Genomic DNA, 24,800 nt, shown 5'->3' with positions numbered 1-24,800 from the left:
AGGGTCAGAGGTCGTCGACGAGGACGACGTGCAGGGTGCGCGGGCCGTGGACGCCTTCGACGCGGTCGAGCTCGATGTCGCTCGTCGCCGACGGGCCGCTGATCCAGGTCTGCGGCATCGCCGGGTCGAGCCGGGCGACGGCCTGCGGGACACCGGCCACGACCTGGGCGGCTCCGAGCACGCACACGTGCAGGTCCGGCACGAGGGTGAGCGCGCGACGGCCCTGACCGGAGCCGTGGTCGAGCACGACCGTGCCGGTGGCGGCGATGCCGAGCGCGGCCGCTGAAACGACCGCATCGATCGCGTCGAGCTCGGCGGCCGACTGCCCGGTGTCGTCGACGGATCCCGGGACCGGCCACGGCAGGCCCGCGGGTACGACGACGCTCCGGCCTGCGACCGCCCGTCCGAGCACCTCGGCGACCTCCGTCGCACGGCACCGGGTGACCGTGGCGCGGTAGTCCTCGACCCTCTCCACGAACCGGGCGAGCACGGCGGACCGGTCGAGGTCGTCGCCGACGACCCGGTAGCCGCGCGGCACCTCAGCGGTCGGATGGGGCGTGTCGCCGAGCGCCTGCCGGACTCGGCCCAGGATCTCCTCACGGGTGCTCATCGGCACCTCCCTCGGTGCGGCGCCACCAGGCGCGGAAGGACTCGGCCGGCGGGTCCGGCAGGTCGCGGGCCTGTGTCCAGGGGCGCGCGCCGGCGCGGCGGGCAAGCCTGATGCCGGCGCCGGCGAGGCGCTCGGCGAGGCCGAGCCTGCGCCCGGACGCGAGCGTCGCCCCGGCCGCCTTCATCGCCACCGCCTCGGGCTTGGGTACGCCGCCGCGGTGAGCGTCGACCACCTGCGAGCGCAGCTCCACGAGCACCGAGGGGATGTCGATGCGCACAGGACAGGCCTCGAAGCAGGCACCGCACAGCGTCGAGGCGTAGGGCAGCGAGTCGGTCTGGTCGTCGTGCCCGACGCCCTTCAGCAGCGGGTTGAGGATGGCGCCGATCGGACCCGGGTAGACCGAGCCGTACGCATGGCCGCCGGTGCGCTCGTAGACCGGGCAGACGTTGAGACAGGCCGAGCAGCGGATGCAGCGCAGCGCCTGACGACCGACCTCGTCGGCCAACGCGCGGGTGCGCCCGTTGTCGAGCAGCACGACGTGCACCTCCTGCGGGCCGTCGCCAGGGGTGACGCCGGACCACACCGAGGTGTAGGGGTTCATCCGCTCTCCCGTCGCCGAGCGCGGCAGGAGCTGGAGGAAGACGTCGAGGTCGTCCCAGGTCGGCACGACCTTCTCGATGCCGACCACCGAGACCAGCACCTCGGGAAGGGTCAGGCACATCCGGCCGTTGCCCTCCGACTCCACCACGACGAGGGACCCGGTCTCGGCGACCGCGAAGTTGGCGCCCGAGACACCGACCTTGGCGCGCAGGAACTTCTCGCGCAGGTGCAGGCGGGCAGCCTCGGCGAGCCGCGCGGGCTCGTCGGTGAGGTCGTCAGGAGCGGGCCGGCCGACCTCACCCATCGCGGAGGCGAAGATCTCGCGGATCTCGGCGCGGTTGCGGTGGATGGCGGGGACCAGGATGTGGGAGGGCAGGTCGTCGCCGAGCTGCACGATGAGCTCGGCGAGGTCGGTCTCCCAGGCGTCGATGCCGCGGGCGGCCAACGCCTCGTTGAGTCCGATCTCCTGGGTCGCCATCGACTTCACCTTCACCACCTCGGTGGCGTGGTGCGCGGCAGCGATGTCGCCGACGATGCGGCATGCCTCCGCGTCGTCGCTCGCCCAGTGGACGGTCGCGCCGGCCTTCGTGAGCGACTCCTCGAGACGTACCAGATGCTCGTCGAGGTGGAGCAGCACGTTCTCCTTGATCGCCGCACCGGCCAGGCGCAGCTCCTCCCACTCCTCGACCTCGCCGACGACGGCGGCGCGCTTGGCGCGGATGGTGGCGGTGGCGTGCGCGAGGTTGCGGCGCAGCTGGGAGTCGCCGACCGCCTCGCGGGCAGCCTTCGGGAACACCGGCATCCCGACGAACGTGCCGGTCATCTGGCACCCACCGCGGCAGGCTCGGTCTGGGCCAGGACGTCGGCCAGATGCATGACGCGTACGCCGGCACGCTGCCGTGAGAGCAGGCCTCCGACATGGGTCAGGCAGGACCGGTCACCGGCCACCAGGACCTCGGCCCCGGTCTCGCGTACGTGCCGGGCCTTGTCGGAGCCCATGGCGATCGACGTGTCGGAGTTCTTCATCGCGAAGGTGCCGCCGAACCCGCAGCACTCGGTCGCGCCGGGCAGGTCCACCAGGTCGATCCCTCCGACGTGCTGGAGCAGTCGCAGCGGCCGGTCGCCGACCGCGAGCATCCGCAGCGAGTGGCAGGTCGGGTGATACGTCACCCGGTGCGGGAAGTAGGCGCCCACGTCCTCGACGCCCAGCACGTCCACCAGGAACTCGCTGAGCTCGTAGACACGCTCGGACGTCTCGCGCACCGCCGCCCGCAGGCCTTCGTCGCCGCTGCGGCGGGCCACCAGGTCGTGCTGGTGCCGGGCCGACCCGGCGCACGAGCCCGAGGGCGTGACGACTGCGTCGTACCCCTCGAAGGCGCGGACGAAGGTGCGGAGCACCGGCACCGCCTCGTCGAGGTAGCCGGTGTTGACCATCGGCTGGCCGCAGCAGGTCTGGGCCTGAGGGAAGTCCACCTCGACGCCGAGGCGGCGGAGGAGCCGGACGACGTTGCGCCCGGTGTCGGGGAACAGGGCATCGTTGATGCAGGTGACCATGAGGGCTACGCGCACGACGGCACCAGCCCCTGGCCGGCCAGGTCGGTCCACAGCGCGTCGGGGACCGTGGCTGCCAGACGCTCGAGGTTCTGCCTCACCTGCTCGGGCCGGCCCGCGCCCGCCACCACCGACACGACCCGCGGGTCCTGCAGCGGGTAGTGCAGCGCGGCGGTGGCGATCTCGACCCCGTGCGCCTCGCACACCTCGCCGATCCGCAGCGCGCGCTCGAGGATGTCCTCGGGCACCTCGCCGTAGTTGTACATCGCACCCCGGCGTGGGGTGGTGGCGAGCAGGCCGCTGGAGAACACGGCCGCGGCGACGATCCTGGTGCCGTGGCGGTCGCACGCCTCGAGCAGGCCGTCGGCGACGGACTGATCCAGGAGCGTGTAGCGGTTGGCGACCATGACCACGTCGGCGAGGCCGGTCTCGACCGTCGCGGTGAGCGCCTGGACCGACAGGGAGCCGGTCCCGATCGCGTCGACCATGCCCTCCTCGCGAAGCTTCGCCAGGCCGGTGAGCGCCGTCTCGACTGCCGCCGGGTCACCGGAAAGCTCGGGGTCGTGCACGTAGAGGATGTCGACCCGGTCGAGGCCGAGCCGGGTCAGCGACTCCTCCAGGCTGCGGCGTACGCCGTCGGCGGAGTAGTCCAGGACCCGGTGCGAGCTCGCCGGGACCGCGAAGCCCATGTCGTCCTGGGACTCCCCGTCCCAGGCGGGGTTGGGCCGCACGAGCCGGCCCACCTTGGTCGAGACGACGAACTCCGACCGCGGACGCGTCGCCAGGAACCGTCCGATCCTCTCCTCCGACAACCCCAGCCCGTAGTGGGGCGCGGTGTCGAAGTGACGTACGCCTGCCTGCCAGGCCGCGTCGAGCGTGGCGTGACAGTCCTCGTCGGTGCGCGGCCGGAACAGGTTGCCCATCGGTGCACAGCCGAGTCCGAACAGCGGGATCTCCATCCGCCCTCCTCCACCTTTGACTCCACGGTCGTCTGACCGCCACGTCGAGGCTAGACATCTGATGTTTGGGCTGTCAATATGCATTGAGTGCCGTACTCGGCGCTCGCAGACCACGATAGATCCGATTAATCAACGTTGGAGGCCACACCATGAAGTTCGCCCGCCTGGGACCCGCAGGTGAGGAGCTGCCCGTCGTCGTGCTCGAGGACGAGGTGCGCAGCCTGGCCGGTCTGACCGACGACATCGACGGAGCCTTCTGGGCCTCCGACGGACCGGCGCGAGCCGCCGCCGCCCTCGCCGCGGGCGATCTCCCTCTCGTCGAAGAGGCCGACACGCTCCGCGTCGGTGCCCCGATCACCCAGCCGGGCGCCATCGTCTGCATCGGCATGAACTACGCCGCACACGCTGCCGAGTCCGGCTCGGAGCCGCCCTCGGTGCCGGTCATCTTCTTCAAGGCCCCCAACACGATCGCCGGGCCGAACGACACCGTCACGATCCCGCGCAACAGCAACAAGACCGACTGGGAGGTGGAGCTCGGCGTCGTGATCGGGAAGCGCGCGTCCTACCTCGACTCCCCCGACCAGAGCCTGGAGCACGTCGCGGGCTTCATGGTCGCCAACGACCTCTCCGAGCGCGAGTTCCAGCTCGAGATCTCCGGTGGCCAGTGGAGCAAGGGCAAGATCGCCCCCGGCTTCAGCCCGATCGGCCCCTGGGTCGTGACTCCCGACGAGGTCGAGCACCAGAAGCTCGCCATGCGCTCCTTCGTCAACGGCGAGCCGCGACAGGACTCCGTGACCGCCGACCAGATCTTCGACGTCGCGACGGTGATCCACCACCTCAGCCAGTTCATGGTGCTCGACCCAGGCGACCTGATCATGACCGGCACCCCGGAGGGCGTCGCGCTCTCCGGCCGCTTCCCCTACATCCAGCCCGGCGACGTCGTCGAGATCGAGATCGACGGACTCGGCCGCCAGCGCCAGGAGTACGTCGCCTTCGGGACGCAGTCATGAGGCCCCAGGAAGCGCGCGAGCTCGACGGGCTCGTCGCCCTCGTCACCGGTGGCGGCTCCGGCATCGGCGCCGCCGTCGTCGAGGTCCTGCTGGAGCGGGGCGCCCAGGTCGCGGCCCTCGACCTCGACCCCGATGGCATCAACCCCAAGGCCCTCGGCATCCGCGCCGACGTCACCGACGACGCGAGCATCAGGGCCGCGGTGGAGCAGACGGTCGCAGACTTCGGCCGGCTCGACATCGTGGTCAACAACGCCGGCATCGGCGCCCAGGGCACCGTCGAGGACAACCCCGACGAGCAGTGGCACGCGGTCTTCGACGTCAACGTCCTCGGCGCCGTACGAGTCTCGCGCGCCGCGCTCCCGCACCTGCGGCGCTCCCCCGCTGCGGCGATCGTGAACGTCGCCTCGGTGGCCGCGACCACGGGCATCCAGCAACGAGCCGTCTACTCCGCGAGCAAGGGTGCCGTCCAGTCCCTGACGCAGGCCATGGCGGCCGACCACCTCCGGGAGGGCATCCGGGTGAACTGCGTGAACCCCGGCACCGCCGCCACCCCCTGGGTGCAGCGCCTGCTCGACTCGGCCGACGACCCTGAGGCCGAGCGCGCCGCCCTGGACGCGCGACAGCCGCACGGCCGGCTGGTCAGCGCCGACGAGGTCGCCCTCGCGGTCGCGTACCTGGCCAGCCCCTCCTCGGGGTCCACCGCCGGCGTGGCCCTGGCGGTCGACGGCGGCATGGCAACGCTACGGTTGCGACCGACCGAGTGAGAGGACCAGGATCCCGATGGCGCTGACCGACGAGGCGATCGAGAAGATCAAGGAGATGATCCTCGACGGCAGCCTGAAGCCCGGCGACCGTCTCCCGCGCGAGGCCGACCTGTCGGTCCAGCTCGGCATCTCCCGCAGCTCCCTGCGCGAGGCGGTGCGCGCGCTCTCGATGATGCGCATCCTCGACGTACGGCAGGGTGACGGCACCTACGTCACCAGCCTGACGCCGGAGATCCTGCTGGAGACGATGGGCTTCGTCATCGACTTCCACCAGGACTCCAGCGTCCTGGACCTCTTCGAGGTACGCCGGGCGCTGGAGCCGCTGGCCGCTGAGAAGGCGGCCCTGCAGATGTCTCCGGACGAGTCCGCCGACCTGCTGGCTCTGGTCGACTCCGTCAGCCCCGAGACTTCGTTGGAGGACGTGGTCGCCAACGACCTGGAGTTCCACCACCGCATCGCCCAGGCCTCCGGCAACATCGTGCTGTGCTCGTTCATCGACGGCGTCGCCAACCGCACCCAGCGGGCGCGGATCTGGCGCGGCGTCACCCAGCAGGACTCCTTCGACCAGACCCAGCGGGAGCACCGCGGCATCGCTCTGGCCATCGCCGACCGGCAGCCGAGCATCGCCGCCGCGCTCTCTCTGGCCCACGTCGCGGGCATCGAGAACTGGATCCGCCGCAGCCTCGCCGAGGACCGGGACGAGGGGCAGGAGTGAGCACGCCGAACCAAGGCCGGCTGCACGTCAGCTTCCGGCCCAGCGACCGCGCCCGCCAGGCGCTGGAGACGCCGCCCGGACCGGTGACCTGCGCCGCGGATCCTTCCGGGCAGACCCGCGCGGAGCTGCTCTCGGACGTACGCGGGGCAGCCGCGCTTGTCTGCCTGCTGACCGACCGGGTCGATGCCGAGCTGCTCGACGCGGCCGGTCCGTCGCTGCGCGTGGTCGCCAACATGGCGGTCGGTCACGACAACATCGACGTCGCCGCCTGCGCCGCTCGCGGCATCACCGTGACCAACACACCGGGCGTGCTCGACGAGGCGACCGCCGACCTCGCCTTCGCACTGCTGCTCGCCACCTCCCGTCGCGTGGTGGAGGCCGACGCGTTCGTACGCAGCGGCGAGCCCTGGTCCTGGCGACCCGACCTCTTCGTGGGCCTCGACGTCAGCAGCGGCGCGACCTTGGGCATCGTCGGCCTGGGCCGGATCGGGCTGTCGATGGCGCGGCGCGCCCGCGCCTTCGACATGCGTATCGTCGCGACCCCGTCCCGCTCCGCCGGCGAGGAGGCGGCGCGCCTGGGCATCGAGACCCTGCCGCTGCCCGACCTGCTGGTCGCCTCGGACGTGGTGTCGCTGCACTGCCCGCTGACCCCCGAGACCCGCCATCTGATCGGCGCCGAGGAGCTGCTTCTGATGGGACCGGGCTCGGTCCTGGTCAACACCGCTCGTGGCCCCATCGTCGACGAGGCCGCCCTGGCGGCCGCGCTGACCGACGGCACGATAGGGGCCGCCGGACTCGACGTCTTCGAGAACGAGCCGGCCGTCCACCCCGACCTGCTGGCGCTCCCCAACGTCGTCCTGCTGCCGCACATCGGCAGCGCCGGCCGCGCCACCCGCGACCGGATGGCGATGCTCGCGATCGAGAACGCCCGCGCCGTGCTCGCCGGCGAGCCCGCGCCGACCCCGGTCCACCAGTAACCAGACTCAGGCCGGCCGCGGGAGATCCCGAGGCCGGCCTGAGTTCTGGTCCTAGCGCGGAACCACGGTGTAGGTGCTGCCGCGCCGGGTGGCGAACTCGACGACGTTCTCCTCAGGCCGGGTGACATCCGTCCCCGCCACCTTGACGGGCTGCTGCGTACGCAGCCTGAGCGGATTGCCGAGCAGCGACCGGATCCGCGCCACCTCGACCTTGCCGTCAGCCCACTTCAGGTCGACCTCGAAGCCACCGCGGGCGCGCAGGCCGCGGACCTTCCCCTGTGGCCAGGCCTCCGGGAGCGCGGCGAGCAGGAAGAGCTCGCCGGAGTGGCTCTGCATGATCATCTCCGTGATCCCGGAGACTGCTCCGAAGTTCCCGTCGATCTGGAAGGGCGGGTGCAGGTCGAAGAGGTTGGGCGCCGTCCGGGACGGGTGCAGCATGTGCTGGACGTGGAGGTAGGCGTTCTCGGCCTCGAGCAGACGCGCGCGGATGTTCATCTTCCACGCCAGCGACCAGCCCGTGGTGATCGCCGGGCCGCGCAGCTCGAGCGCCTTGCGGGCGGCGTCGGCCAGCTCCGGCGTACGCAACGGGCTGATCTGGTCGGATGGGAAGACACCCCACAGGTGGGAGACGTGGCGGCTGCGCTCCAGGGCAGCCTCCTCCCAGTCGATCAGCCACTCCTGCAGCTGGCCCAGATAGCCGACCTGGTTGGGCGGCAGCTGGTCGCGCATCGCCAGCGCCCGCTCGACGAGCGGGTCGTGCTTACCGAGCGCGGCGGCCGCCTTCTCGAAGGCGGTGAACAGGTCGCGCAGGATCTGGCAGTCCATCGTCGGGCCGGCGCAGATGCTGACCCCCTCGTCGTCCTGCTCGTGGTGCTTGATCTCGGGCGAGTGCGACGGACAGGTGACCATGTAGCCGGACTGCTCGTCGCGCACCATCGTCTCGAGGAAGAACTCGACCGCGCCCCGCAACGTCGGGAAGTGCTCGGCGAGGTTCGCCTTGTCGCCGGTGTACTCGTAGCGCTCCCAGAACAGCAGCGAGAGCCAGGCGCCGCCCATCGGCCAGACCCCGTAGTAGGCGAAGTCGACCGGTGCCGTGCCCCGCCAGCCGTCGGTGTTGTGGTGGGCGACCCAGCCCTTGTCCGAGCCCCACATCTGCTTGGCGGTGTTCCGCCCGACCTCCGCGAGCTCCTCGGTCATCGTGAACATCGGGTCCCAGCACTCGGCGAGGTTGGCCGGGCCGGCGGGCCAGTAGTTCATCTGCGCGTTGATGTTGAGGGTGTACTTCGACTGCCACTCGGGCTGCATCTTGTAGCTCCACAGGCCCTGCAGGTTGGCCGGCTGGCCCGGGGTCCGGGAGGACGAGATCAGCAGGTAGCGCCCGAACTGGTACCACAGCGCCGCCAGCTGCGGGTCGCCCCCGTCACGGAACGCCGCCACCCGCTCGTCGGTCGGCTTCTCGATCGCGGCGGAGGTGCCGAGGTCGATGTCGACCCGGCCGAAGAGCTTCTGATAGTCCCGCACGTGCGCCGAACGCAGCTGGCCGTAGCCGCGCCCGGTGGCCGCCTCGAGGGGCTTCTCCGCGCGGCGTACGTGGTCGGCGTTGACGTCGGCGTAGTTGCGGTAGCTGGTCGCCATCGTGACCAGCAGCGTCACCGAGGTGGCGTTGCGCACGCGCAGCTGGGTGTCGGCGCACTGGACGGTGCCGCCGTCGGTCTCGGCGCGGACGAGGCTGATGAAACGGACCGCGCCCTCCATCCCCTCGGTGGCCCCGCTGATGCCCTCCAGAGCGAGCGTCCGCGCATCGTGGGGCTGCACGTCGCTCTGCTGCGGCGACTGGAAGGTGGCGTTGAACGAGACCTTCTCGGCCTGGTCCGCGGTGAGGCGGACGACCATCACCTGATCCGGATGGCTGACGAACGACTCGCGGCGGTAGCGCACGCCGCCGACCTCGAACTCCGAGATCGCGGTCGCGGTCCGCAGGTCGAGCGAGCGCCGGTAGGTCGTGGGCTCGCCGTCGAGGCCCAGGAAATCGAGCAACAGGTCACCGACCGGCTGGTAGAAGGCCTGCTCACTTGGACGTCCCATGAACTCCTTGTCGGCGAGACGCTGGGCACCCACCCAGTTGTCCTCGAAGATCATCCTGCGGATCTCGGGGAGCACCTCGGCTCCGCCAGGCGGGTCATAGCTGTGCGGATGACCGGCCCAGACCGAGTCCTCGTTCAGCATCAGCTTCTCGCCGGCCACACCGCCGAAGACCATCGCGCCCATCCGGCCGTTGCCGATCGCCAGCGCCTGGAGCCACTCCGCGGCGGGCTGGCGGTACCAGAGCTCCAGCGGATTGGTCTCCGGATCATCGGCAGCGGCCGCGGCCGCCTCGGTGACGACCGGCTGCACCAGGGCGCCGCCCGCCACCGCCGAGGCGGCCTGCAGCACCCGTCGTCTCGTGAAGTCCACCATCAGCTTCCTCCTGACTCACGCCCCACATGGGGCAAACATCGGTTGTTTCAATGTAATAGACATCACACGTCATGTCGATGCCTGTTGAAACATCCGCCTGTTATGACCGATACCGGCCGCGTTGTGATAGTCAGGGCGTACAAAGATCTGATCTCTATCGGATCAGAGCGCTTCCGGAACTGCTGCCGTCGCGGCGGCTAGCCGCTGCTCGTCGAGCCCGTAGAAGCGGCGCGCACTGCCGGCGAAGATCTCCTCGCGCTCGTCGCCCGACAGACCGGCCACGGCACCCTGGAGCCCGGCGAAGACCCGCTCGTAGCCGCCTGCGGCGGTGGAGATCGGCCAGTCGCCGCCGTACATCAGCCGGCTCGGGCCGAAGACCTCGAGCGCCCGGTCGACGAAGGGCTGGAGGTCGGCCACGGTCCAGCCGTCCGGGGCGGCCCCCGGATAGAGCCCGGAGATCTTGCCGAACACGTGCGGGTTCGATGCCGCCCGCTCGATGAGGCTCCACCACGGCTCCCGCTCGGCCTCGCCGATCGGTGGTTTGGAGAGGTGGTCGATCACGATCCGCAGGTCCGGATGCCGTTCTGAGAGCGTCGCGACGTGCTCGAGGTGGCGTGGCAGCACCGAGACGTGGTCGTAGGTGAGCCCGAGCCGTTCCAGCAGCCCGAGCCCCTCGCCGACGTCCGGACGGAGGATCCAGTCGGGGTCGGGGATGTTGTGGATCAGGTTGCGTACGCCGACCACCCGGTCGTCTCCCCGCAGCGAATCCAGCCGCTCGGCGGCCAGGTCCGGCTGGTCGAGCGGCGCGTAGACGACGATCCCCACGACCTCGGGATGTCGCTCGGCGACCTCGAGCATCAGGTCGGTGTCCCCGTCGTGGTCGTCGGACTGGACCAGCACGGTCGCGTCCACTCCCTGCGCCCGCAGCTGCGGCTGGACCTCGTCGAAGGTGAACGTCCGGTTGTACTCGGGCACGTCGGGACCGAGCCAGGGATAAGGGGACCGGGTGAGGTCCCAGACGTGCTGGTGACTGTCGATGATCACCCGAGAGCCTCCTCGCGGGAAGCCCAGTAGCTGCCGTTCGGATAGGCGTACGTCGCCACCGACTCGGGGTGCATCTCCGCGCTGTAGCCCGGCCGGGCCGGCAGCCGGTAGGCGCCGTCCTCGACGATGCACGGGTCGGTGAAGTGCTCGTGGAGGTGGTCGACGTACTCGGTGACTCGGTCCTCGAGCGTGCCCGAGACGGCGACGTAGTCGAAGACGGACAGGTGCTGAACGAGCTCGCACAGACCCACACCGCCGGCGTGGGGGCAGACCGGCACGCCGTACTTCTGAGCCATCAGATAGACGGCGAGGATCTCGTTGATGCTGGCCAGCCGCGCGGAGTCGAGCTGGCAGAAGTCGATGGCCTCCGCCTGGAACATCTGCTTGAAGAGCACCCGGTTCATGCCGTGCTCACCGGTGGCCACCCCGATCGGGGCCACCGCCTTGCGCACGGCGGCGTGGCCGAGGACGTCGTCAGGACTGGTCGGCTCCTCGATCCACCACGGCTCGAAGCGCGCCAGCGCCTTGACCCACTCGATGGCCTGCGGCACGTCCCAGACCTGGTTGGCGTCGATCATCAGCTTCGCGTCCCAGCCGATCACCTCCCGCGCGATCTCGCAGCGCCGGATGTCGTCCTCCAGGTTCGCGCCGACCTTCAGCTTGATGTGCGTGTAGCCGGAGTCGACCGCTTCCGCGGCCAGCCTGCGCAGCTTGTCGTCGGAGTAGCCCAGCCAGCCGGCAGAGGTGGTGTAGCAGGGGTAGCCGGTCTCCTCCAGGTGCCGGATCCGCTCCTCGCGGTGAGGGACGCCGGCACGGAGGATCTCCAGGGCCTCCTCCCGGGTGAGGGCGTCGCTCAGGTAGGTCAGGTCTGCGACGTCGACGAGCTCCTCGGGGGTCATGTCGGCCAGCAGTCGCCACAGCGGCTTGCCGGCTTCCCGGGCAGCCAGGTCCCAGACCGCGTTCATCACGGCGGCGAGGGCCAGGTGCTCGACCCCCTTGTCCGGGCCCAGCCAGCGCAGCTGGGAGTCCGAGGCGAGATCCCGGTAGACCCCGTCCAGGTCACCCACCACGTCGCCGACATCGCGCCCGACCAGCGGCTCGCCGCGGCGCTGCGCCGCCAGGGTGCAGATGTCGTTGCCGCGTCCGATGGTGAAGGTGAAGCCGAAGCCGGACAGCTCCGGGTCGTCGGTGCTCACCACGACGTACGTCGCCGAGTAGTCACCGTCCTTGTTCATGGCATCGGATCCGTCCATCGACACAGAGGTCGGGAAGCGGACATCGGTGACATCGACAGCGGTGATACGGGTCACGAGGGATCCTCCTGTGGGGATGGGTCGCGCTTGTTGACGAGGTAGAGATGGGTCAGCACCAGCACCGTCTCGCCACGCTGGTTGGTCACGGAGACGAGCTCGTGGACGTAGCCGAGCTCGTCCGGCTTCTTCCGGTGCTCCGTCGTCTCGGTGATCTCGGCGGTGACGGTGATGGTGTCGCCGATGAAGACCGGGCCGATGAACCGGATCCGGTCGTAGCCGTAGGACATGGACTGTGGGTTGATGTCGGTCGCGGTCATCCCGACCGCCACCGCGAGGATCAGCGTCCCGTGGGCGATCCGCTGTCCGGCCGGCTGCGTGGCCATCCACTCCGCATCCATGTGGTGCGGGAAGAAGTCGCCGGTCTGGCCGGCGTGCAGGACGATGTCGGACTCGGTGATCGTGCGCCCCAGGGTGGTCCGCGACTCTCCGACCGCGTAGTCCTCGAACCAGCGTTCCTCGACTCTCATCGGGATGCTCCTTCCTCGACGCCGTGTGCGTCGGCTTCCGCGACGAGCAGGCGCTCGGCGAGCTCGCCAGCCCGGCGGACCAGCTCGGCATCGGTCAGCCGGCCGGCCAGCGCCTCGGTCACCCACGGCGAGACGGTGTCCTGGAACTCCAGATATCCGGCGGTACGCGGCCGCACCCACGCACCCTCGAGGGTCGCCCGGGTGCCACGGAAGAAGTCCCAGGAGTCCTCGTTGAGCCGGTCGTCGTCCCACGACGAGGCGTAGCCGGGTTGGCCACCGGCGTCGTAGTAGATGCCCGACTGAACCTCCGGCGAGGCCACCCACAGGGCGTACGCGCGAGCGGCGTCCAGATCTCGCGACCGGGCCGAGACGGCCACGCCGGCACCCCCGAGCTGCGAACCGGCCACCCCTCGGGGACCGGAGGGCATGTCGACGTACTTGAGACGATGCGGCCGGAAGCCGGCCCGGGAGTAGTTGGTGTAGCCGTACATCAACGGCGCGTACGCCCACGGCTCGGCCGTGTCGCCGGCCAGTGCCTCCGCGACCTCTATCGGGTTCGCGGTCAGGCACCACGAGGGAGTCCGGTCGCAGAGCCGGTGCATGAGGTCGAGCACGCCCAGCGCGGCCTCCTCGGGCAGGAAGCTTCCGGGCTCGGCGTTGACCGGCGTCCCCCGGTTGGCCGCCAGGGTGCACAGCGTGGAGTAGGCGTCGATCGGCTTGGCCGGCCAGAGCACCCTGCCCTCGGCGGCCAGCTCGAGCACTTCCTCCCAGGTGCGGGGCGGAGCCGCCAAACGGTCCGGGCGGTACGCAGCCACCTGGGCGGCGGCGTCGGTGGCCAGGCCGTACTGGCGCCCGCCATGGCGGTACGACGCGTGGCTGCTGCCCACGGCACCGGCGGCCAGGGCGGCCAGCTCGTCGTCGTGTCCGGCGCCGTCCAGGGGCGCCAGCACCCCTTCCGCTACGGCCAGGGGCACGTGGGGATGGTCGATGACCATCAGGTCGAAGCGCTCCGCCAGCTCGGCCAGCGGCGCGTCGGCGAACGCCTGCAGAGAGCGGAACTCCCAGCGCACCTCGACGCCGGTCCGGTGTGCGTACGCCTGGGACGCCGCCACCTGGCAGTCGTAGCCACGCGGGTGCTCCCAGGTGATGCCGTACAGGACGGTCATCGGCCCTCCTCGAGGTCGTGCTCGCCCAGGCGCGGAGCCGGGCGCGGACTCGTCAGTCGCTCGCCGTCGATGCGGATCGGGCTGCGGGTGGTCGTCAGGGTCAGGCCGTCACGACGGATCTGCTGGGTCATCGCGATGGCCTCGAAACCCTTGTGCTCCACGAGCTCGGAGAGGGTGAGCACCGGGGCGCACCACACGTCCTCGGCGTCCAGGACGGCCAGCCAGGCGTCCCGGGTGTCGCTCCGGAGACGGTCACCGATCGCCTCCTCGATCTCCGACTGCCGGTCCCACCAGGTCTGCGGGTCGGTCATCGCCTCCAGCTCGGGAAGCCCGAGCAGCCGCCCGATGGTGGGCACGGGGTTCATCGCGATGGCCAGGTAGCCGTCGCTCGTCGGGTAGATGCCGTAAGGAGCCGAGAGGAAGGCGTGGGCCGACCGGGGTCCCTTGCGGCGGACCTCCACCGACGGGTCGTTGAGCCGTGTGGTCAGCAGCTCGAACTCCAGGTCCAGCAGGGACTCCATCAGGCTCGTCTCGGTCAGCCCGCCCTTCCCGGTCCGGAACCGCCGGACCAGCAGGGCGGTGATGCCCTGGGCCAGGTGACAGCTGGCGAGGTGGTCGGCCACCGCGAGCCCGACGGGGACGGGCGGGTCATCGGCCGACCCGTTGAGCCAGGGCAGCCCGGCGATCGCCTGGGTGAGCAGGTCCTGTCCCGGACGGTCCTGGAACGGGCCGACGCCGCCGTACCCGGTGACGCTGCCGTAGACGATGCTCGGGTTGAGCGCCCGGACGGAGTCGTAGTCGAGACCGATCCGCTCCATCACTCCCGGTCGGAAGTTCTGGACGATGACGTCGGCCTCCGCGACCAGTCCGCGTACGCGCTCGAGGTCGGCGGGATCCTTCAGATCGGCCGCCACGCTCTCCTTGTTCCGGTTCATCGCGTGGAAGGAGAGGCTGTCGCCGTTCACCGTCCGCCCGGCGAAGGCCAGGCTCCGGCCCGCGTCTCCCCCGGCGGGTCGCTCGATCTTGATGACCCGGGCGCCCAGGTCGGCGAGCCTCAGCGCCGCCACGGGACCGGCCAGGAACTGGCTGAAGTCCAGGACCGTGACGCCCTCCAGAGGCAGGTCGGAGGCGTGGAGGCGGGTGCCACTCATCGGCGTTCCTTTCAGATGGTCGCGGGTCGGCGAGGCGGACCGGTGCGGGAAGGGGTGGTCACTGGTCATACGCCGGCGGCTCTCCGCCGCGGGCTGCGTCCGTGTACGCCGCCTCGACGACCGCCATGGTGCGGAAGACGTCCTCGACCCCGGTGGGCAGAGACGGGATCGACCCCTCGAGAAAGCGTTGGACCACGGCCATGGAGCCGATGAAGGCGTCGGGGAACCAGGACCCCTCGAACGACACCGGCCGCCAGCCGTCGTCGAGCCGATCGTCGGTGACCAGCTCGAGCGAGTCCGCACCGCCGCGCGGGTAGTCCAGCAGCAGACCGAGCTGGGCACGGATGGCGCCGCGAGTGCCCTCCCACTTGACGAAGGACTCCTCGTGCCGGGGCCCGTAGCGGTGGTCGTGGTTGGTGGAGACGACGACCCTGATCGGTCGCTCGCCGTAGCTCAGCGCGATGTCGGAGCGGCTGTTGGCGTGGGACGTCTCGGGGTGGCGCACGGTGACGGCGTGGACCCCGGTCGGGTCCCCCAGGAAGGAACGCACCAGATCCAGGTAGTGGACGCTGTGCATGTTGATCTCGAGCCGATCCAGGTCGAGCACGTAGGGGAACATCTCCCACGGGGTCCGGACCGAGACCCGGACCTCCATGTCGTAGAGCTCCCCGATCGTGCCGGCGGCGATGAGCTCGCGAGCAGCGACGACGTACGGCGCGAACCGGAGCTGGGTGTTGACCGCCGCCACCAGTCCCTTGCGCCGGCACACCTCGCGGGTGCGGACTCCCTCGGCCAGGTGGTTTCCCAAGGGCTTCTGCAGCAGGACGGCAGCCCCGTCGGGCAGCTGCTCGAGGACCTCGACGTGCGCCTCGGGCGGAAGGGCGACGTCGTAGACCGCGTCGGCCGGAGCCGACCGGACCGCGTCTGCGACGCTCTCGTGCACGGCGTGGATGTCATACCGTCCGGCGAGGTCCCGGGCCCGCTCGGGGACGAGGTCGGTGATGCTGGCGACCTCGAACCCCGCCTTCGCGTACGCCGGCAGGTGAGCATCGCGGACGATTCCGCCGGCGCCCACGAGCACGATCGGGCGCGGGGCCTTCGGCAGCTCGGCCGAGTAGCCAGGGTGCGGGTCGAGCTCCGGTGGTGGTTGCGGGGCCATCAGCCCTTCACCGCCCCCATCGTCTCGCCCCGCATCAGGAACTTCTGCGCGCCGAGGAAGACGATCAGCAGCGGCAGCATCGAGATGAAGGTCGCCAGGGCCAGCTGCGGCATGTAGAGCTTCACGTCCAGCCCGGCGGCGACGGTCGGGTTGAACAGCGGGCTGGCGCCGATCAGCTGCTGCAGGCCGACGGGGAGGGTCTGGTTGTTCTGGTTGGAGGAGAGCAGCGCCAGCGGCAGGAAGAAGTTGATCCAGTTGGCGACGAAGGCGAAGAAGCCGACCAGCACCGCGGCCTGACGGGAGATCGGGAGTGCGACCCGCCAGAAGATCGACACCTCGCCCAGGCCGTCGATCCGGGCTGCCTCGACGAGCTCCTGGGGCATGGTGGTCATGAAGTGGATGTAGGCCAGGTAGACCCCGAACGGGAAGAAACCCATGATCAGCCCCACCGGCCAGAGCTCGCCGACCGCGCCGATGGCATTCACCTCGAGGAAGATCGGGATGACCAGCACGGTGTTCGGCATCACCATCGTGATCAGGGTGATCAGCAGGACTCCCCGGCGGGCGCGGAATCGGAGCCGGGCCAGCGCGTATCCCGCCGGCAGAGCGGCGACGACCGCCAGCAGCGCGCCCCCACCGGCCACGGCGAGCGTGTTGAGCAGCCAGCGGGTGTACAACCCGCCGCCGTCGGGCCCGAAACCGTTGACCTGTGTCCAGCTGTACTGGACGTTGTCCCACGACATGTCGCCGAAGCCGAACGGCCCGCCGGCGCCGGATGCGACGCCCTCGTTGGAGCGGAACGCCATCGCGATGAAGCCGGTGATCGGCAGGACGAACATGCACGCGACGAACAGCATCGTGACGACGCGAGCGGTCTTGCCGACGCTCCAGTCGAACATGCCTCGTTTCATGCCGGCGGCCATGCGCTCGGCCGCGGTGGTCTGGCTCATCGGTGCTCCTCCTCGCCGAACAGCCCGGTTCGGAAGACGACCAGCAGTCCGATGGCCAGCGTGATCACGAGCAGGATCAGCGACATCGCGGCGGCTGCGGGGAAGTTGTAGTTGCTGAAGGCGAAGGCGTAGCCCAGCTGGGTGGGCGTCCAATGATCGTCCAGGGCGTTGCTGGCGACCTGGTCGAGCAGCTGTGGCTCGAGGAACAGCTGGAACCCGTAGGCGAGGTTCATCAGCACCGCGTACCCGATCCACGGCCGGATGATCGGCAGCTTGACGTGCCAGGCCAGCCGCCATTCGTTGGCACCATCCAGCCGCGCCGCCTCGAGCGTCTCCTCCGAGATCCCGTTGAGGCCGCCGTTGACCACGATGACCCACTGACCGACGCCCTGGAAGAACATCATCGCGGCCAGGATGAACGGCAGATTCCCGGGGCCGGCGACCGCCTGCTTGATGGTGTCGACGCCGAGCGCCTGCCAGAACCCCTCGATCGGGGACTGGCTCGGGTTGAGCAGGTAGACCCAGAGCACGAGGTTGGCGACGCCTGCCAGAGCCCCCGGGATGTAGTAGACGAACCGCATCGACGACCCGAACCAGCCGGGGCTGGCATGGACCAGCAGAGCCAGCCCGACGATGCCGATCGTCATGATCGGAAGCCAGACCACCAGGGTCGCGAAGATGTTCACGAACGTGTCGACGAACCGGTAGTCGGTCACGACGGTCCTGAAGCTGTCCACGCCCCCGAAGCCCCCGCTGGGGTCCAGCGGTGTCGGCGCCTTCTCCAGGGATGTCTTGATCGCGTACGCGACGGGGATGATGCCCGCGATCATCAGCAGGACGAGGTAGGGCGCCATCAGCACCCAGGCGCCGCGCGTCTCGCTGGGCCGCGCGACGCGTCGCCGGGGACGGCGCCGCGCGCCCGGTTCAGGCGGCGAGGTGGCGACGTCCTCCATCAAGGCGGTCGACATGTTGCTCCTCCGATGTGTCCGGGCCACCGTGAGGCCCCGATGTGACTGGGATGGCGTCCCTTCGGCCCGGACGTGCCGGGCCGAAGGTGCTCGTGCGCGGTCGTGCTATTCGACCGTGTAGCCCATCGCCTTCGCCTGGCTGACCAGCTCGTCCCCGAAGGACGTCCAGGCCTGGTCGACGTCGCCTCCCGAGGCAAGAGCGGCGGCCATGGTCTCGGTCCACACCGCTCCGGTGTTGTAGAGCATGTAGGCGTGGCCGTCGACGACGTAGTCGTTGGCCTTCTTCATCGCCTCGAACGTGGCCTCGTTGTCGGCGAAGTAGTTGGCCTTGGCCTGCTTCTCCGCCCATGCGTCCTGCACAGGACCGTACGCCGGCAGACCGGTGGAGAGCTCGACCTGCCACCTCGGGTCGGTGGCGACGAACTCGGCGAACTTCAGGGTGTTCTCGAGCTGCTTGCCCGTGATGTGGTTCGAGACACCCCAGAGGCCCCCGCCCTCGTTGCCGGTGGAGGGCTCGCTCTCACCGTCCCACGCGAGAGGTTCCACGGCGGTCATCTCGCCGGCCGGGATCTTCCAGGTCTGGTTGAAGAGGTAGTCGCCCCACCACGCCGCACCGGGGCTCATGACCAGGTCCTTGCCGACCTTGGCCGCGTCCGGATCGAAGATGCCGACGGTCGAGAGCGCCTTGCCCTCCAACATCGTGCCGATCAGGTCCACCGCTCGGGTGCATTTGGCGTCGGCGGTGTCGATGTGGACGACGGTCTCGGACTGCCGGTCGTTGGTCGGGCAGCCGGACCCCCACAGATAGCGGTCCGGGGCGTACGCATCGCCGGTGAAGCCGCTGATCTTGCCCGGGTGCTCCTTGGTGATCTGGACGGCCAGATCGCCGTACTCCTCCCAGGTCGTCGGCGCCTCATAGCCGTTGGCATCGAAGAAGGCCTTGTTGTACCAGAACACGTCAGGAGCCGCGTCGTTGCGCAGGCACCGGACCTGGCCGTCGATCTCGCAGGCGGCGTTGATCGAACCCTCGTAGCCGTCGAGCACGTCGGGCAGGTGGTCGGTCAGATCGAGCGTGTAGTCGATCTGCGCACCGGAGGCCCAGGCGATGTCGTCGTTGGACGGGAAGAAGATGGCGTCCGGCCAGCCCTGCCCGGCCTCGTTGAACTGGGCGAACTGCTGCTGGAGAGACTTGCCTCCGACGGTCCCGTCGATCTGGTTGATCTTGATGTCGATGTCTGGGTACGCCTTCTTGAAGGCGTTCGCGGCGGGCACTCGGGGCGGGTCGACCCAGACGGTGATCGCGCCACCGGAGTCGGTCTTCTCGCCCGCGGCATCATCTCCCCCGCCGGAGCCGCAGGCACCCAGCACCGAGGCTGTCAGCAGGGTCACGGCGGCCACCAGGGCCGCCCGGTGACGTGAACCGAGTGGATTTCGCTTCATGGACATGGCTCCTTCGACGATGTGTCCCGAGCGGGGTGCGGTGTGACGCAGACCACTGCTCAAACGTTAGAGCAGATCGTTGCAAGTGGTCAATCGTTTGAGTCGATCTTCCTTCGAAGCCTTGACGATCCGCGGCAGACGACGTCAAAGTGATCGGCGTCACTCAAACGATTGAGCAAGTCAAACGATTGATCTCACTGCGAGCCGACACCCACCCGACGGCGAGCCGGCTCGGGAAGAAGGACCATGCGTACCACTCGTTCACTGGTCACCTTGACGACACTGCTGACGATGCTGGCGACCCCGTTCGCCACCTCCCCCGCGAATGCAGCCGACGGGACGCCCGCGGCATCGCGAACCAACTCCGCCTGGCTCCACGACGCTCTCCGGGTCGACACCGCGGACCTGCTGTCGCGCTCCGACCTCGTCCTCGCCACAGCACCATGGCGCGCCGACCAGGCCGTGCCGCTCGCCAACGGCGAGCTCGGCGCCGGCGTCTGGGCTGCGAACGGCTGGACCGCCCAGCTGAATCGTGGCGACACCTTTCCGGAGCTCAAGTCCGCCGGCCAGCTGGTGCTGCCCGGCCTCTACGGCCTCTCCTCCGTCGAGGACTACCGCGGTCGCCTCTCGTTGCACGACGCGACACTCACCCAGCGCGGCAACGGCATGACGGTGCGCAGCTACGTGCGCGCCGACTCCGACCAGCTCATCGTCGAGGTGGACGGTGCCGACCCCGACAAGCAGCAGACCGCCGAGCTCGGCCTGTGGGAAGGCCGTACGCCGACCGTATGGGCACATGGTGACACGGCTGTCGTCGCGGAGACCTTCACCGACGAGTCGAACGCCCGATCCACCGGGCAGCTGGCCGCGCTGACCGCCCAGGCACGCGACGTGCGGGCCGAGGTCGTCGACGAGCTCGGCGTACGACTGAGGTTCCGCCCGGGTGCTGATGGAAGCTTCCGCATCGTGCTGGGCGTCCCGTCCTGGACCGGCGAGGACATCGCCCGCGCGGCCGCGACCGCCACCCGGGTTCCGTCCCACCCGCAGCAGGACCACCTGGACGAGTGGCATCGCTATTGGGAGGGCGCGGCGCCGATGCGTCTGGACAGTCCCGACGGGTCCGCCCGCTACTTCGAGGCGCTCCGGGCCATGCAGCTCTACGTCGCGAAGGCCTCCAGCGGCGGCGCGGTGCCGGCCAGCCACGGCGGGGTGACCAGTCTGTGGTCGTCGTCCCGCGACGACATCCACTGGTCCTCGGACGCCTGGTGGCACTTCAACCTGAGGCAGCCGGTGTGGGCGAATCTGGGCGCCGACACCGCCGACCAGAACGCCCCGTACTTCGACCTCTACCTCGACCGGATCGAGGAGATGAAGGCGTGGACGAAGACGAACTGGCCGGAGGCCGACGGGATCTGCGTCCCCGAGTTCCTGGTGTACGACGGGACCGCCGAAGCATGCGTGAGCGCGATGGAGCCGTCATGGCTCAACCGCATCCTCTCGACCGGGGCCGAGCTGGTCGAGAACGTCCGTCTCCAGTCCGACTACACCGGCGACCGCGAGCTCCTGGACCGTGCCTATCCGCTGCTCGAGGGCGTCGCCGAGTTCTACCTCTCGGTCCTGGAGGAGGGCGACGACGGGCGGCTGCACCTGCACCACGTCAACGCGCTGGAGACGCAGTGGGACACGACCGACCCGACGCCCGACGTGGCGGGCATGCGCACGATCTTCCCGTTCCTGGCCGAGGTCACGAAGGAGCACGGGAACCTGCGTCTCGCCGAGCGGATCGAGGCGGCGATCCCGCGGCTTCCCGAGCTGCCGACGACGGTCCGCGACGGCAAGGAGGTGATCGCCTGGTCCGCGACCGGAGAGGAGGACCACAACACCCAGAACCCCGACCTCGAGGCGATCTGGCCGTGGCGAGCGGTCGGCGCAGAGGACCGAATCGCCCACGACACCTTCACGACGCGCGTGTTCGACCAGACCCGGGAGTGGGCCTCGGACGCCCAGCAGGCCGCATGGCTGCACCGCGCCGATGACATGGTCAGCCTGCTCGAGCAGGGCACGAGCGACTTCCAGGTGTTCGACAACGGCTTCGCCGCACACAGCAAGAACCACGACCCGCTGCGCGGCGGTGGCTTCTACGACACCTGGAACGCGGTCGTCGCCTCCACGGTCCAAGACGCCCTCGTGCAGGACGACCACGGCACGGTGCGGATCGCGCCCGCGATCCCGGATGACTGGAGCGTGACCGGCGCCGTCCAGATCCCGGGCGGGCACCGGGTCGACGTCGAGATCCGGAACGGCGAGCCCACGCTCGTCGGCATCGAGGCCGGAAGCCTGGACCGGATCGAGGTGGCCAACCCGTGGCCCGGTCAGCGGGTCGAGGTGCGGGACGCTCGCGGCAGGCTCGTCGAGCACGGCTCGGGAGGCGTCCTACGGTTCGCCACCACCGAGGGCGCGTCCTACCGGGTCGCGCCGGCCGACGCGAACTATCGCTTCGTCCCGCTCGGCGGATCTGCCGCCCGGGCCCCGCTGGAGCTGGGCTCCAGGACGTACGGCGTCGCGACGAGCACGCCTCAGGTGGTCAGCGACACCGTGGGCGTGCTCGCCCCGGGCAAGCTGCGGGCCATGTTGCGCGCGCAGGAGGGTGCGCCGATCTACGTCGATCGCGCGTACGTGGTCAGCGACCTGCCGGACGAGCTCGCCGAGACGGTCATGGTGAGGGGCGCCAACGACGACTCCAAGGTCGTCTCCGACGAGTACCTCACCCTGGAGATCTCCGAGCCCACGACGGTGTGGGTCGCGTTCGACGATCGCGGCGAGAACGTGTGGTGGCCGCAGTGGCTCACCGACGGCGGCTGGACCCGTACGTCGTCCACGGTGGGCACCACCGACCGGCAGCTGGTGCTCTTCCGGAAGGAAGTACCCGCCGGCACGCTCACGCTCGGCGGCAACTCAGGAGTCTCAGGTCAGGGCGGATCCAGCTACGTCACATTCGTACAGGAGCCCTGAGCCCCCGCGACTGGGCTGTCTGAGACTCGGGTCCCGAGCTCTCAGACGGCCCGGCGCGGTGGCGCGGTGGACTCTCGCACGATGAGCTCCGGGGCGGGGTCGGTGATCATCTCGTCGGCCATCTCACCGGTCTCGATGCGGCGGACGACGCTGCGTACGGCCGCACGGCCCATGTCGTAGAACTGCATCTTGACCGCGGTCAGCGGTGGCCAGGTGTTCTCAGCGGTCCAGGAGTCGTGCACGGTGGCCACGGACAGGTCCTCGGGGACACGGATCCCGTCGGCTCGGGCGGCCGCGAGGAGACCGATGGCGGCGTTGACGTTGGCGACCACGATCCCGGTGGGCCTCGGGTCCCGCTCCATCAGGCGCCGCAGGGCGGTGCGGCCGTTGTCGGCGGTGTAGCCGACCCGGGTCTCGTAGTCCTGCCGGACCGGTAGCCCGGCCTCGACAAGGGCCTCCTTGTAGCCGACTCGCCGTCGCTTCGCCGTGAACGACCGGGGAAGGCCGTTGGCGAAGGCGATCCTCTCGTGCCCGAGGTCGATCAGGTGCTGGGTGGCGATCCGGGCACCGGTGTGGTCGTCGAGGGCGACCGAGCCGACGTGTCCGGGGTAGGTGGAGTTGATCAGCACGATCGGAGCGCCCGAGGCCAACAGCTCCCCCATCCCCGCCGGCGCCACACCGTCGCCCACCTGGATGACCATGCCGTCCACGCGTCCCTCGCCGATGAGCCGGGCGATCATCTCGCCGCCGGGACGTACGTCGTCGGCGCGGCCGAGCAGCAGGGTGTAGCCCCTCGCGGCGGCTTCGTCCTCGGCCCCGTGCATGAGCTCGGTGAACAGGGCGTTGGTCAGGTCGGGCACCACCAGACCGACCACCTGGGTTCGCGCCGACTTCAGAGCGCGACCGGCGAAGTTGGGGCGGTAGTGGAGGTCCTTGGCCGCCTGCACGATCCGCTCACGGGTCGCCTCGCTCACCCGGGCCGACGGCGCGTCGCTGAGCACCCGCGAGACCGCGGAGATCGAGACACCGGCAAGAGCTGCGACATCGCCGAGGGTGGCCATGGGCCGCAGCCTAGCTCTGCCCGGCAGTGGCGGCTTGGGACTCGGCGACTCCGGCGTGGCAGGAGCCGTTTGGCCGTCACCGGCCATGCGGGTCACCCCCGAGCGGGTCGGCTCCCTCGCTCAGGATGCCGTGCTCACCGAGCCGGGGTGCGCCCCGACGTCGACGGAGGATCTCGCCGTCGACGCGGATGGGGCTGCGCGTGGTCTTCAGGGTCACGGGCGCGCCGCCCGGTTCCGGGGCCGAGCGCTCGACCTCCTGCGTCATCTCGAGCGCGGCGAACTCCGGCGAGGCGAGCAGCTCCTCGAGGGTGAGCACCGGAGCCAGCCACCCGCTCGACCCGTCCTGCGCAGGCAGCGCGTCCAGCCAGGCGGCCGTGGTGTCACGTCCCAGCGCGGCGGCGAGCAGGTCGTTCACCCGGTCGGGGTGCTTCTCCCACGCCCCGGTGGCCGCCAGCTGGGCCAGCTCGACGTCGCCCAGCGTGGTCGCGAGCAGGTCGAGGGGCGCTCCGGACAGCGCGACGTAGCCGTCCTTGGTGGCGAAGATCCCGGTCGGGGTCCAGGCGGACATCGGACAGGGCGAGGCGGCCAGATCCTCGCCCTCGGGTCGCGTCAGAAGAGTCGCCTGCAGATCGAGCATGCCCTCGAGCAGGCTGGTCTCCACGAGCCCGCCCCGGCCGGTCCTGGCCCGGCGTACGAGCAGTGCGGTCACGCCTTCGGCGAGGTGGCAGCTCATCAGATGGTCCGCGAGGGAGAGCCCGACCGTCATCGGCCGGTCCGCGCCGGCGAGCCACGTCACTCCTGAGACCGCCTGGGCCAGGAGATCCTGGCCGGGTCGACTCGCCCAAGGTCCGGTGTCGCCGTAGCCCGAGGCGCTCGCATAGACGAGCCCCGGATTGAGCTCGCGCACGCTCGCGTAGTCGAGGCCGATGCGTTCCATGACCCCGGGCCGAAAGTTCTCGATGATGACGTCGGCACGAGCGACGAGGTCCTTCACCCGAGCCAGGTCGTCCGGGTCCTTGAGGTCGGCGACGACCGCCTCCTTGTTGCGGTTCATCGCATGGAACGAGAGCGTGTCCCCCGCCGCCGAGCGACCTGCGAACGCGAGCGTCCGACCGATCTCGCCGGTGTACGGGCGCTCGACCTTGATCACCCGCGCGCCCAGATCCGCCAGCCGAAGCGCTGCGACCGGGCCCGCCAGGAACTGGCTGAAGTCCAGGACCACGGTCCCGGCGAGAGGCAGATCCTCCGGTTGCATCGCCACTCCCCCATCGCGCGATCAATCGTTTGCGCAATAGTACGGCTCCGCCCGCATGGAGAGCAAGAAGTGCCGAGGCGTCGCCTGCGTCGGCCGAGGCGTCACGTACGTCGGCCGAGCCGGCAGGGCGCTGCCAGCTCGGCCGACGCGGCTGACCTCTCGGCCGACGCG

The 24,800-nt window shown here is 70.1% G+C and carries 21 protein-coding genes; 5 read left to right on the top strand and 16 right to left on the bottom strand.

Annotated elements, in window-relative coordinates; all coding sequences use genetic code 11:
- Positions 1-4 precede the first annotated feature (4 nt).
- The 4 genes from ACFWQC_RS07080 to ACFWQC_RS07065 are packed head-to-tail and all read right to left on the bottom strand — an operon-like array spanning position 5 to position 3,720.
- Positions 5-610, bottom strand: a complete 606-nt coding sequence (locus tag ACFWQC_RS07080; protein ID WP_378675026.1) for a lactate utilization protein C — start codon at positions 608-610, stop codon at positions 5-7.
- The gene (locus ACFWQC_RS07075; RefSeq protein WP_378675023.1) at positions 597-2,033 is read right to left on the bottom strand and encodes a LutB/LldF family L-lactate oxidation iron-sulfur protein; all 1,437 of its coding nucleotides are present in this window, start codon (positions 2,031-2,033) and stop codon (positions 597-599) included. The genes ACFWQC_RS07080 and ACFWQC_RS07075 overlap by 14 nt, the downstream gene beginning before the upstream one ends.
- A complete protein-coding gene (locus tag ACFWQC_RS07070) occupies positions 2,030-2,764 on the bottom strand; it encodes a (Fe-S)-binding protein (protein WP_378675081.1) in 735 nt (244 codons plus the stop codon). Before ACFWQC_RS07070 ends, ACFWQC_RS07075 begins: the two co-directional genes overlap by 4 nt.
- A gap of 5 nt (positions 2,765-2,769) precedes the next feature.
- Positions 2,770-3,720 (bottom strand): aldo/keto reductase, encoded by a 951-nt coding sequence (locus ACFWQC_RS07065; protein WP_378675020.1) that lies wholly within the window; start codon positions 3,718-3,720, stop codon positions 2,770-2,772.
- Between the two features lie 149 nt (positions 3,721-3,869).
- Here ACFWQC_RS07065 and ACFWQC_RS07060 point away from each other — a divergent pair, with 149 nt between their 5' ends.
- The 4 genes from ACFWQC_RS07060 to ACFWQC_RS07045 are packed head-to-tail and all read left to right on the top strand — an operon-like array spanning position 3,870 to position 7,186.
- Positions 3,870-4,730, top strand: a complete 861-nt coding sequence (locus ACFWQC_RS07060) for a fumarylacetoacetate hydrolase family protein (RefSeq protein ID WP_378675017.1) — start codon at positions 3,870-3,872, stop codon at positions 4,728-4,730.
- Positions 4,727-5,494, top strand: coding sequence for an SDR family NAD(P)-dependent oxidoreductase (locus ACFWQC_RS07055; RefSeq protein ID WP_378675014.1), 768 nt, complete (start codon positions 4,727-4,729; stop codon positions 5,492-5,494). The genes ACFWQC_RS07060 and ACFWQC_RS07055 overlap by 4 nt, the downstream gene beginning before the upstream one ends.
- A 16-nt stretch (positions 5,495-5,510) precedes the next feature.
- Entirely contained in the window at positions 5,511-6,209 is a 699-nt protein-coding gene (locus tag ACFWQC_RS07050; RefSeq protein WP_378675011.1) for a FadR/GntR family transcriptional regulator, read from the top strand.
- On the top strand, positions 6,206-7,186 hold the full coding sequence (locus ACFWQC_RS07045; protein ID WP_378675008.1) for a 2-hydroxyacid dehydrogenase: 981 nt from the start codon (positions 6,206-6,208) through the stop codon (positions 7,184-7,186). The genes ACFWQC_RS07050 and ACFWQC_RS07045 overlap by 4 nt, the downstream gene beginning before the upstream one ends.
- Positions 7,187-7,237: 51 nt before the next feature.
- Here ACFWQC_RS07045 and ACFWQC_RS07040 read toward each other — a convergent pair whose 3' ends face one another.
- From ACFWQC_RS07040 to ACFWQC_RS06995, 10 genes are all read right to left on the bottom strand, one after another.
- Positions 7,238-9,643 (bottom strand): glycoside hydrolase N-terminal domain-containing protein, encoded by a 2,406-nt coding sequence (locus ACFWQC_RS07040; protein ID WP_378675005.1) that lies wholly within the window; start codon positions 9,641-9,643, stop codon positions 7,238-7,240.
- Between the two features lie 162 nt (positions 9,644-9,805).
- Entirely contained in the window at positions 9,806-10,687 is an 882-nt protein-coding gene (locus tag ACFWQC_RS07035; RefSeq protein WP_378675002.1) for an amidohydrolase family protein, read from the bottom strand.
- The gene (locus ACFWQC_RS07030) at positions 10,684-11,997 is read right to left on the bottom strand and encodes an L-fuconate dehydratase (protein ID WP_378674999.1); all 1,314 of its coding nucleotides are present in this window, start codon (positions 11,995-11,997) and stop codon (positions 10,684-10,686) included. The genes ACFWQC_RS07035 and ACFWQC_RS07030 overlap by 4 nt, the downstream gene beginning before the upstream one ends.
- Complete coding sequence (locus ACFWQC_RS07025) at positions 11,994-12,467, bottom strand: MaoC family dehydratase (protein ID WP_378674996.1); 474 nt, start codon at positions 12,465-12,467, stop codon at positions 11,994-11,996. The genes ACFWQC_RS07030 and ACFWQC_RS07025 overlap by 4 nt, the downstream gene beginning before the upstream one ends.
- Positions 12,464-13,633, bottom strand: coding sequence for an extracellular solute-binding protein (locus ACFWQC_RS07020; RefSeq protein WP_378674993.1), 1,170 nt, complete (start codon positions 13,631-13,633; stop codon positions 12,464-12,466). The genes ACFWQC_RS07025 and ACFWQC_RS07020 overlap by 4 nt, the downstream gene beginning before the upstream one ends.
- Positions 13,630-14,784 carry a CaiB/BaiF CoA transferase family protein gene (locus ACFWQC_RS07015; protein WP_378674990.1) on the bottom strand — a complete coding sequence of 385 codons (1,155 nt, stop codon included), beginning with the start codon at positions 14,782-14,784 and terminating at the stop codon, positions 13,630-13,632. Before ACFWQC_RS07015 ends, ACFWQC_RS07020 begins: the two co-directional genes overlap by 4 nt.
- 58 nt (positions 14,785-14,842) lie before the next feature.
- Positions 14,843-15,943 carry a Gfo/Idh/MocA family protein gene (locus tag ACFWQC_RS07010; RefSeq protein ID WP_378674987.1) on the bottom strand — a complete coding sequence of 367 codons (1,101 nt, stop codon included), beginning with the start codon at positions 15,941-15,943 and terminating at the stop codon, positions 14,843-14,845.
- Positions 15,943-16,893 (bottom strand): carbohydrate ABC transporter permease, encoded by a 951-nt coding sequence (locus ACFWQC_RS07005; protein ID WP_378674984.1) that lies wholly within the window; start codon positions 16,891-16,893, stop codon positions 15,943-15,945. The genes ACFWQC_RS07010 and ACFWQC_RS07005 overlap by 1 nt, the downstream gene beginning before the upstream one ends.
- Positions 16,890-17,861 (bottom strand): carbohydrate ABC transporter permease, encoded by a 972-nt coding sequence (locus ACFWQC_RS07000; RefSeq protein WP_378674981.1) that lies wholly within the window; start codon positions 17,859-17,861, stop codon positions 16,890-16,892. The genes ACFWQC_RS07005 and ACFWQC_RS07000 overlap by 4 nt, the downstream gene beginning before the upstream one ends.
- 105 nt (positions 17,862-17,966) lie before the next feature.
- Positions 17,967-19,301, bottom strand: a complete 1,335-nt coding sequence (locus ACFWQC_RS06995; RefSeq protein WP_378674978.1) for an ABC transporter substrate-binding protein — start codon at positions 19,299-19,301, stop codon at positions 17,967-17,969.
- 246 nt (positions 19,302-19,547) lie between these two features.
- Between ACFWQC_RS06995 and ACFWQC_RS06990 the strand changes: the two genes are divergently transcribed.
- Positions 19,548-22,313, top strand: coding sequence for a hypothetical protein (locus tag ACFWQC_RS06990; RefSeq protein WP_378674975.1), 2,766 nt, complete (start codon positions 19,548-19,550; stop codon positions 22,311-22,313).
- A gap of 41 nt (positions 22,314-22,354) precedes the next feature.
- Here the strand turns inward: ACFWQC_RS06990 and ACFWQC_RS06985 are convergent, their stop codons facing one another.
- Both ACFWQC_RS06985 and ACFWQC_RS06980 read right to left on the bottom strand, forming a co-directional pair.
- On the bottom strand, positions 22,355-23,374 hold the full coding sequence (locus tag ACFWQC_RS06985) for a LacI family DNA-binding transcriptional regulator (protein ID WP_378674972.1): 1,020 nt from the start codon (positions 23,372-23,374) through the stop codon (positions 22,355-22,357).
- Positions 23,375-23,450: 76 nt separating this feature from the next.
- Positions 23,451-24,629 carry a CaiB/BaiF CoA transferase family protein gene (locus ACFWQC_RS06980; protein ID WP_378674969.1) on the bottom strand — a complete coding sequence of 393 codons (1,179 nt, stop codon included), beginning with the start codon at positions 24,627-24,629 and terminating at the stop codon, positions 23,451-23,453.
- Between the last annotated feature and the right edge of the window lie 171 nt (positions 24,630-24,800).

This window comes from Nocardioides sp. NPDC058538 (assembly GCF_042719275.1).
GTDB lineage: Bacteria > Actinomycetota > Actinomycetes > Propionibacteriales > Nocardioidaceae > Nocardioides.
The sequence above is the reverse complement of the archived record's forward strand: the minus strand, read 5'-3'. Positions and strand labels throughout refer to the sequence as shown.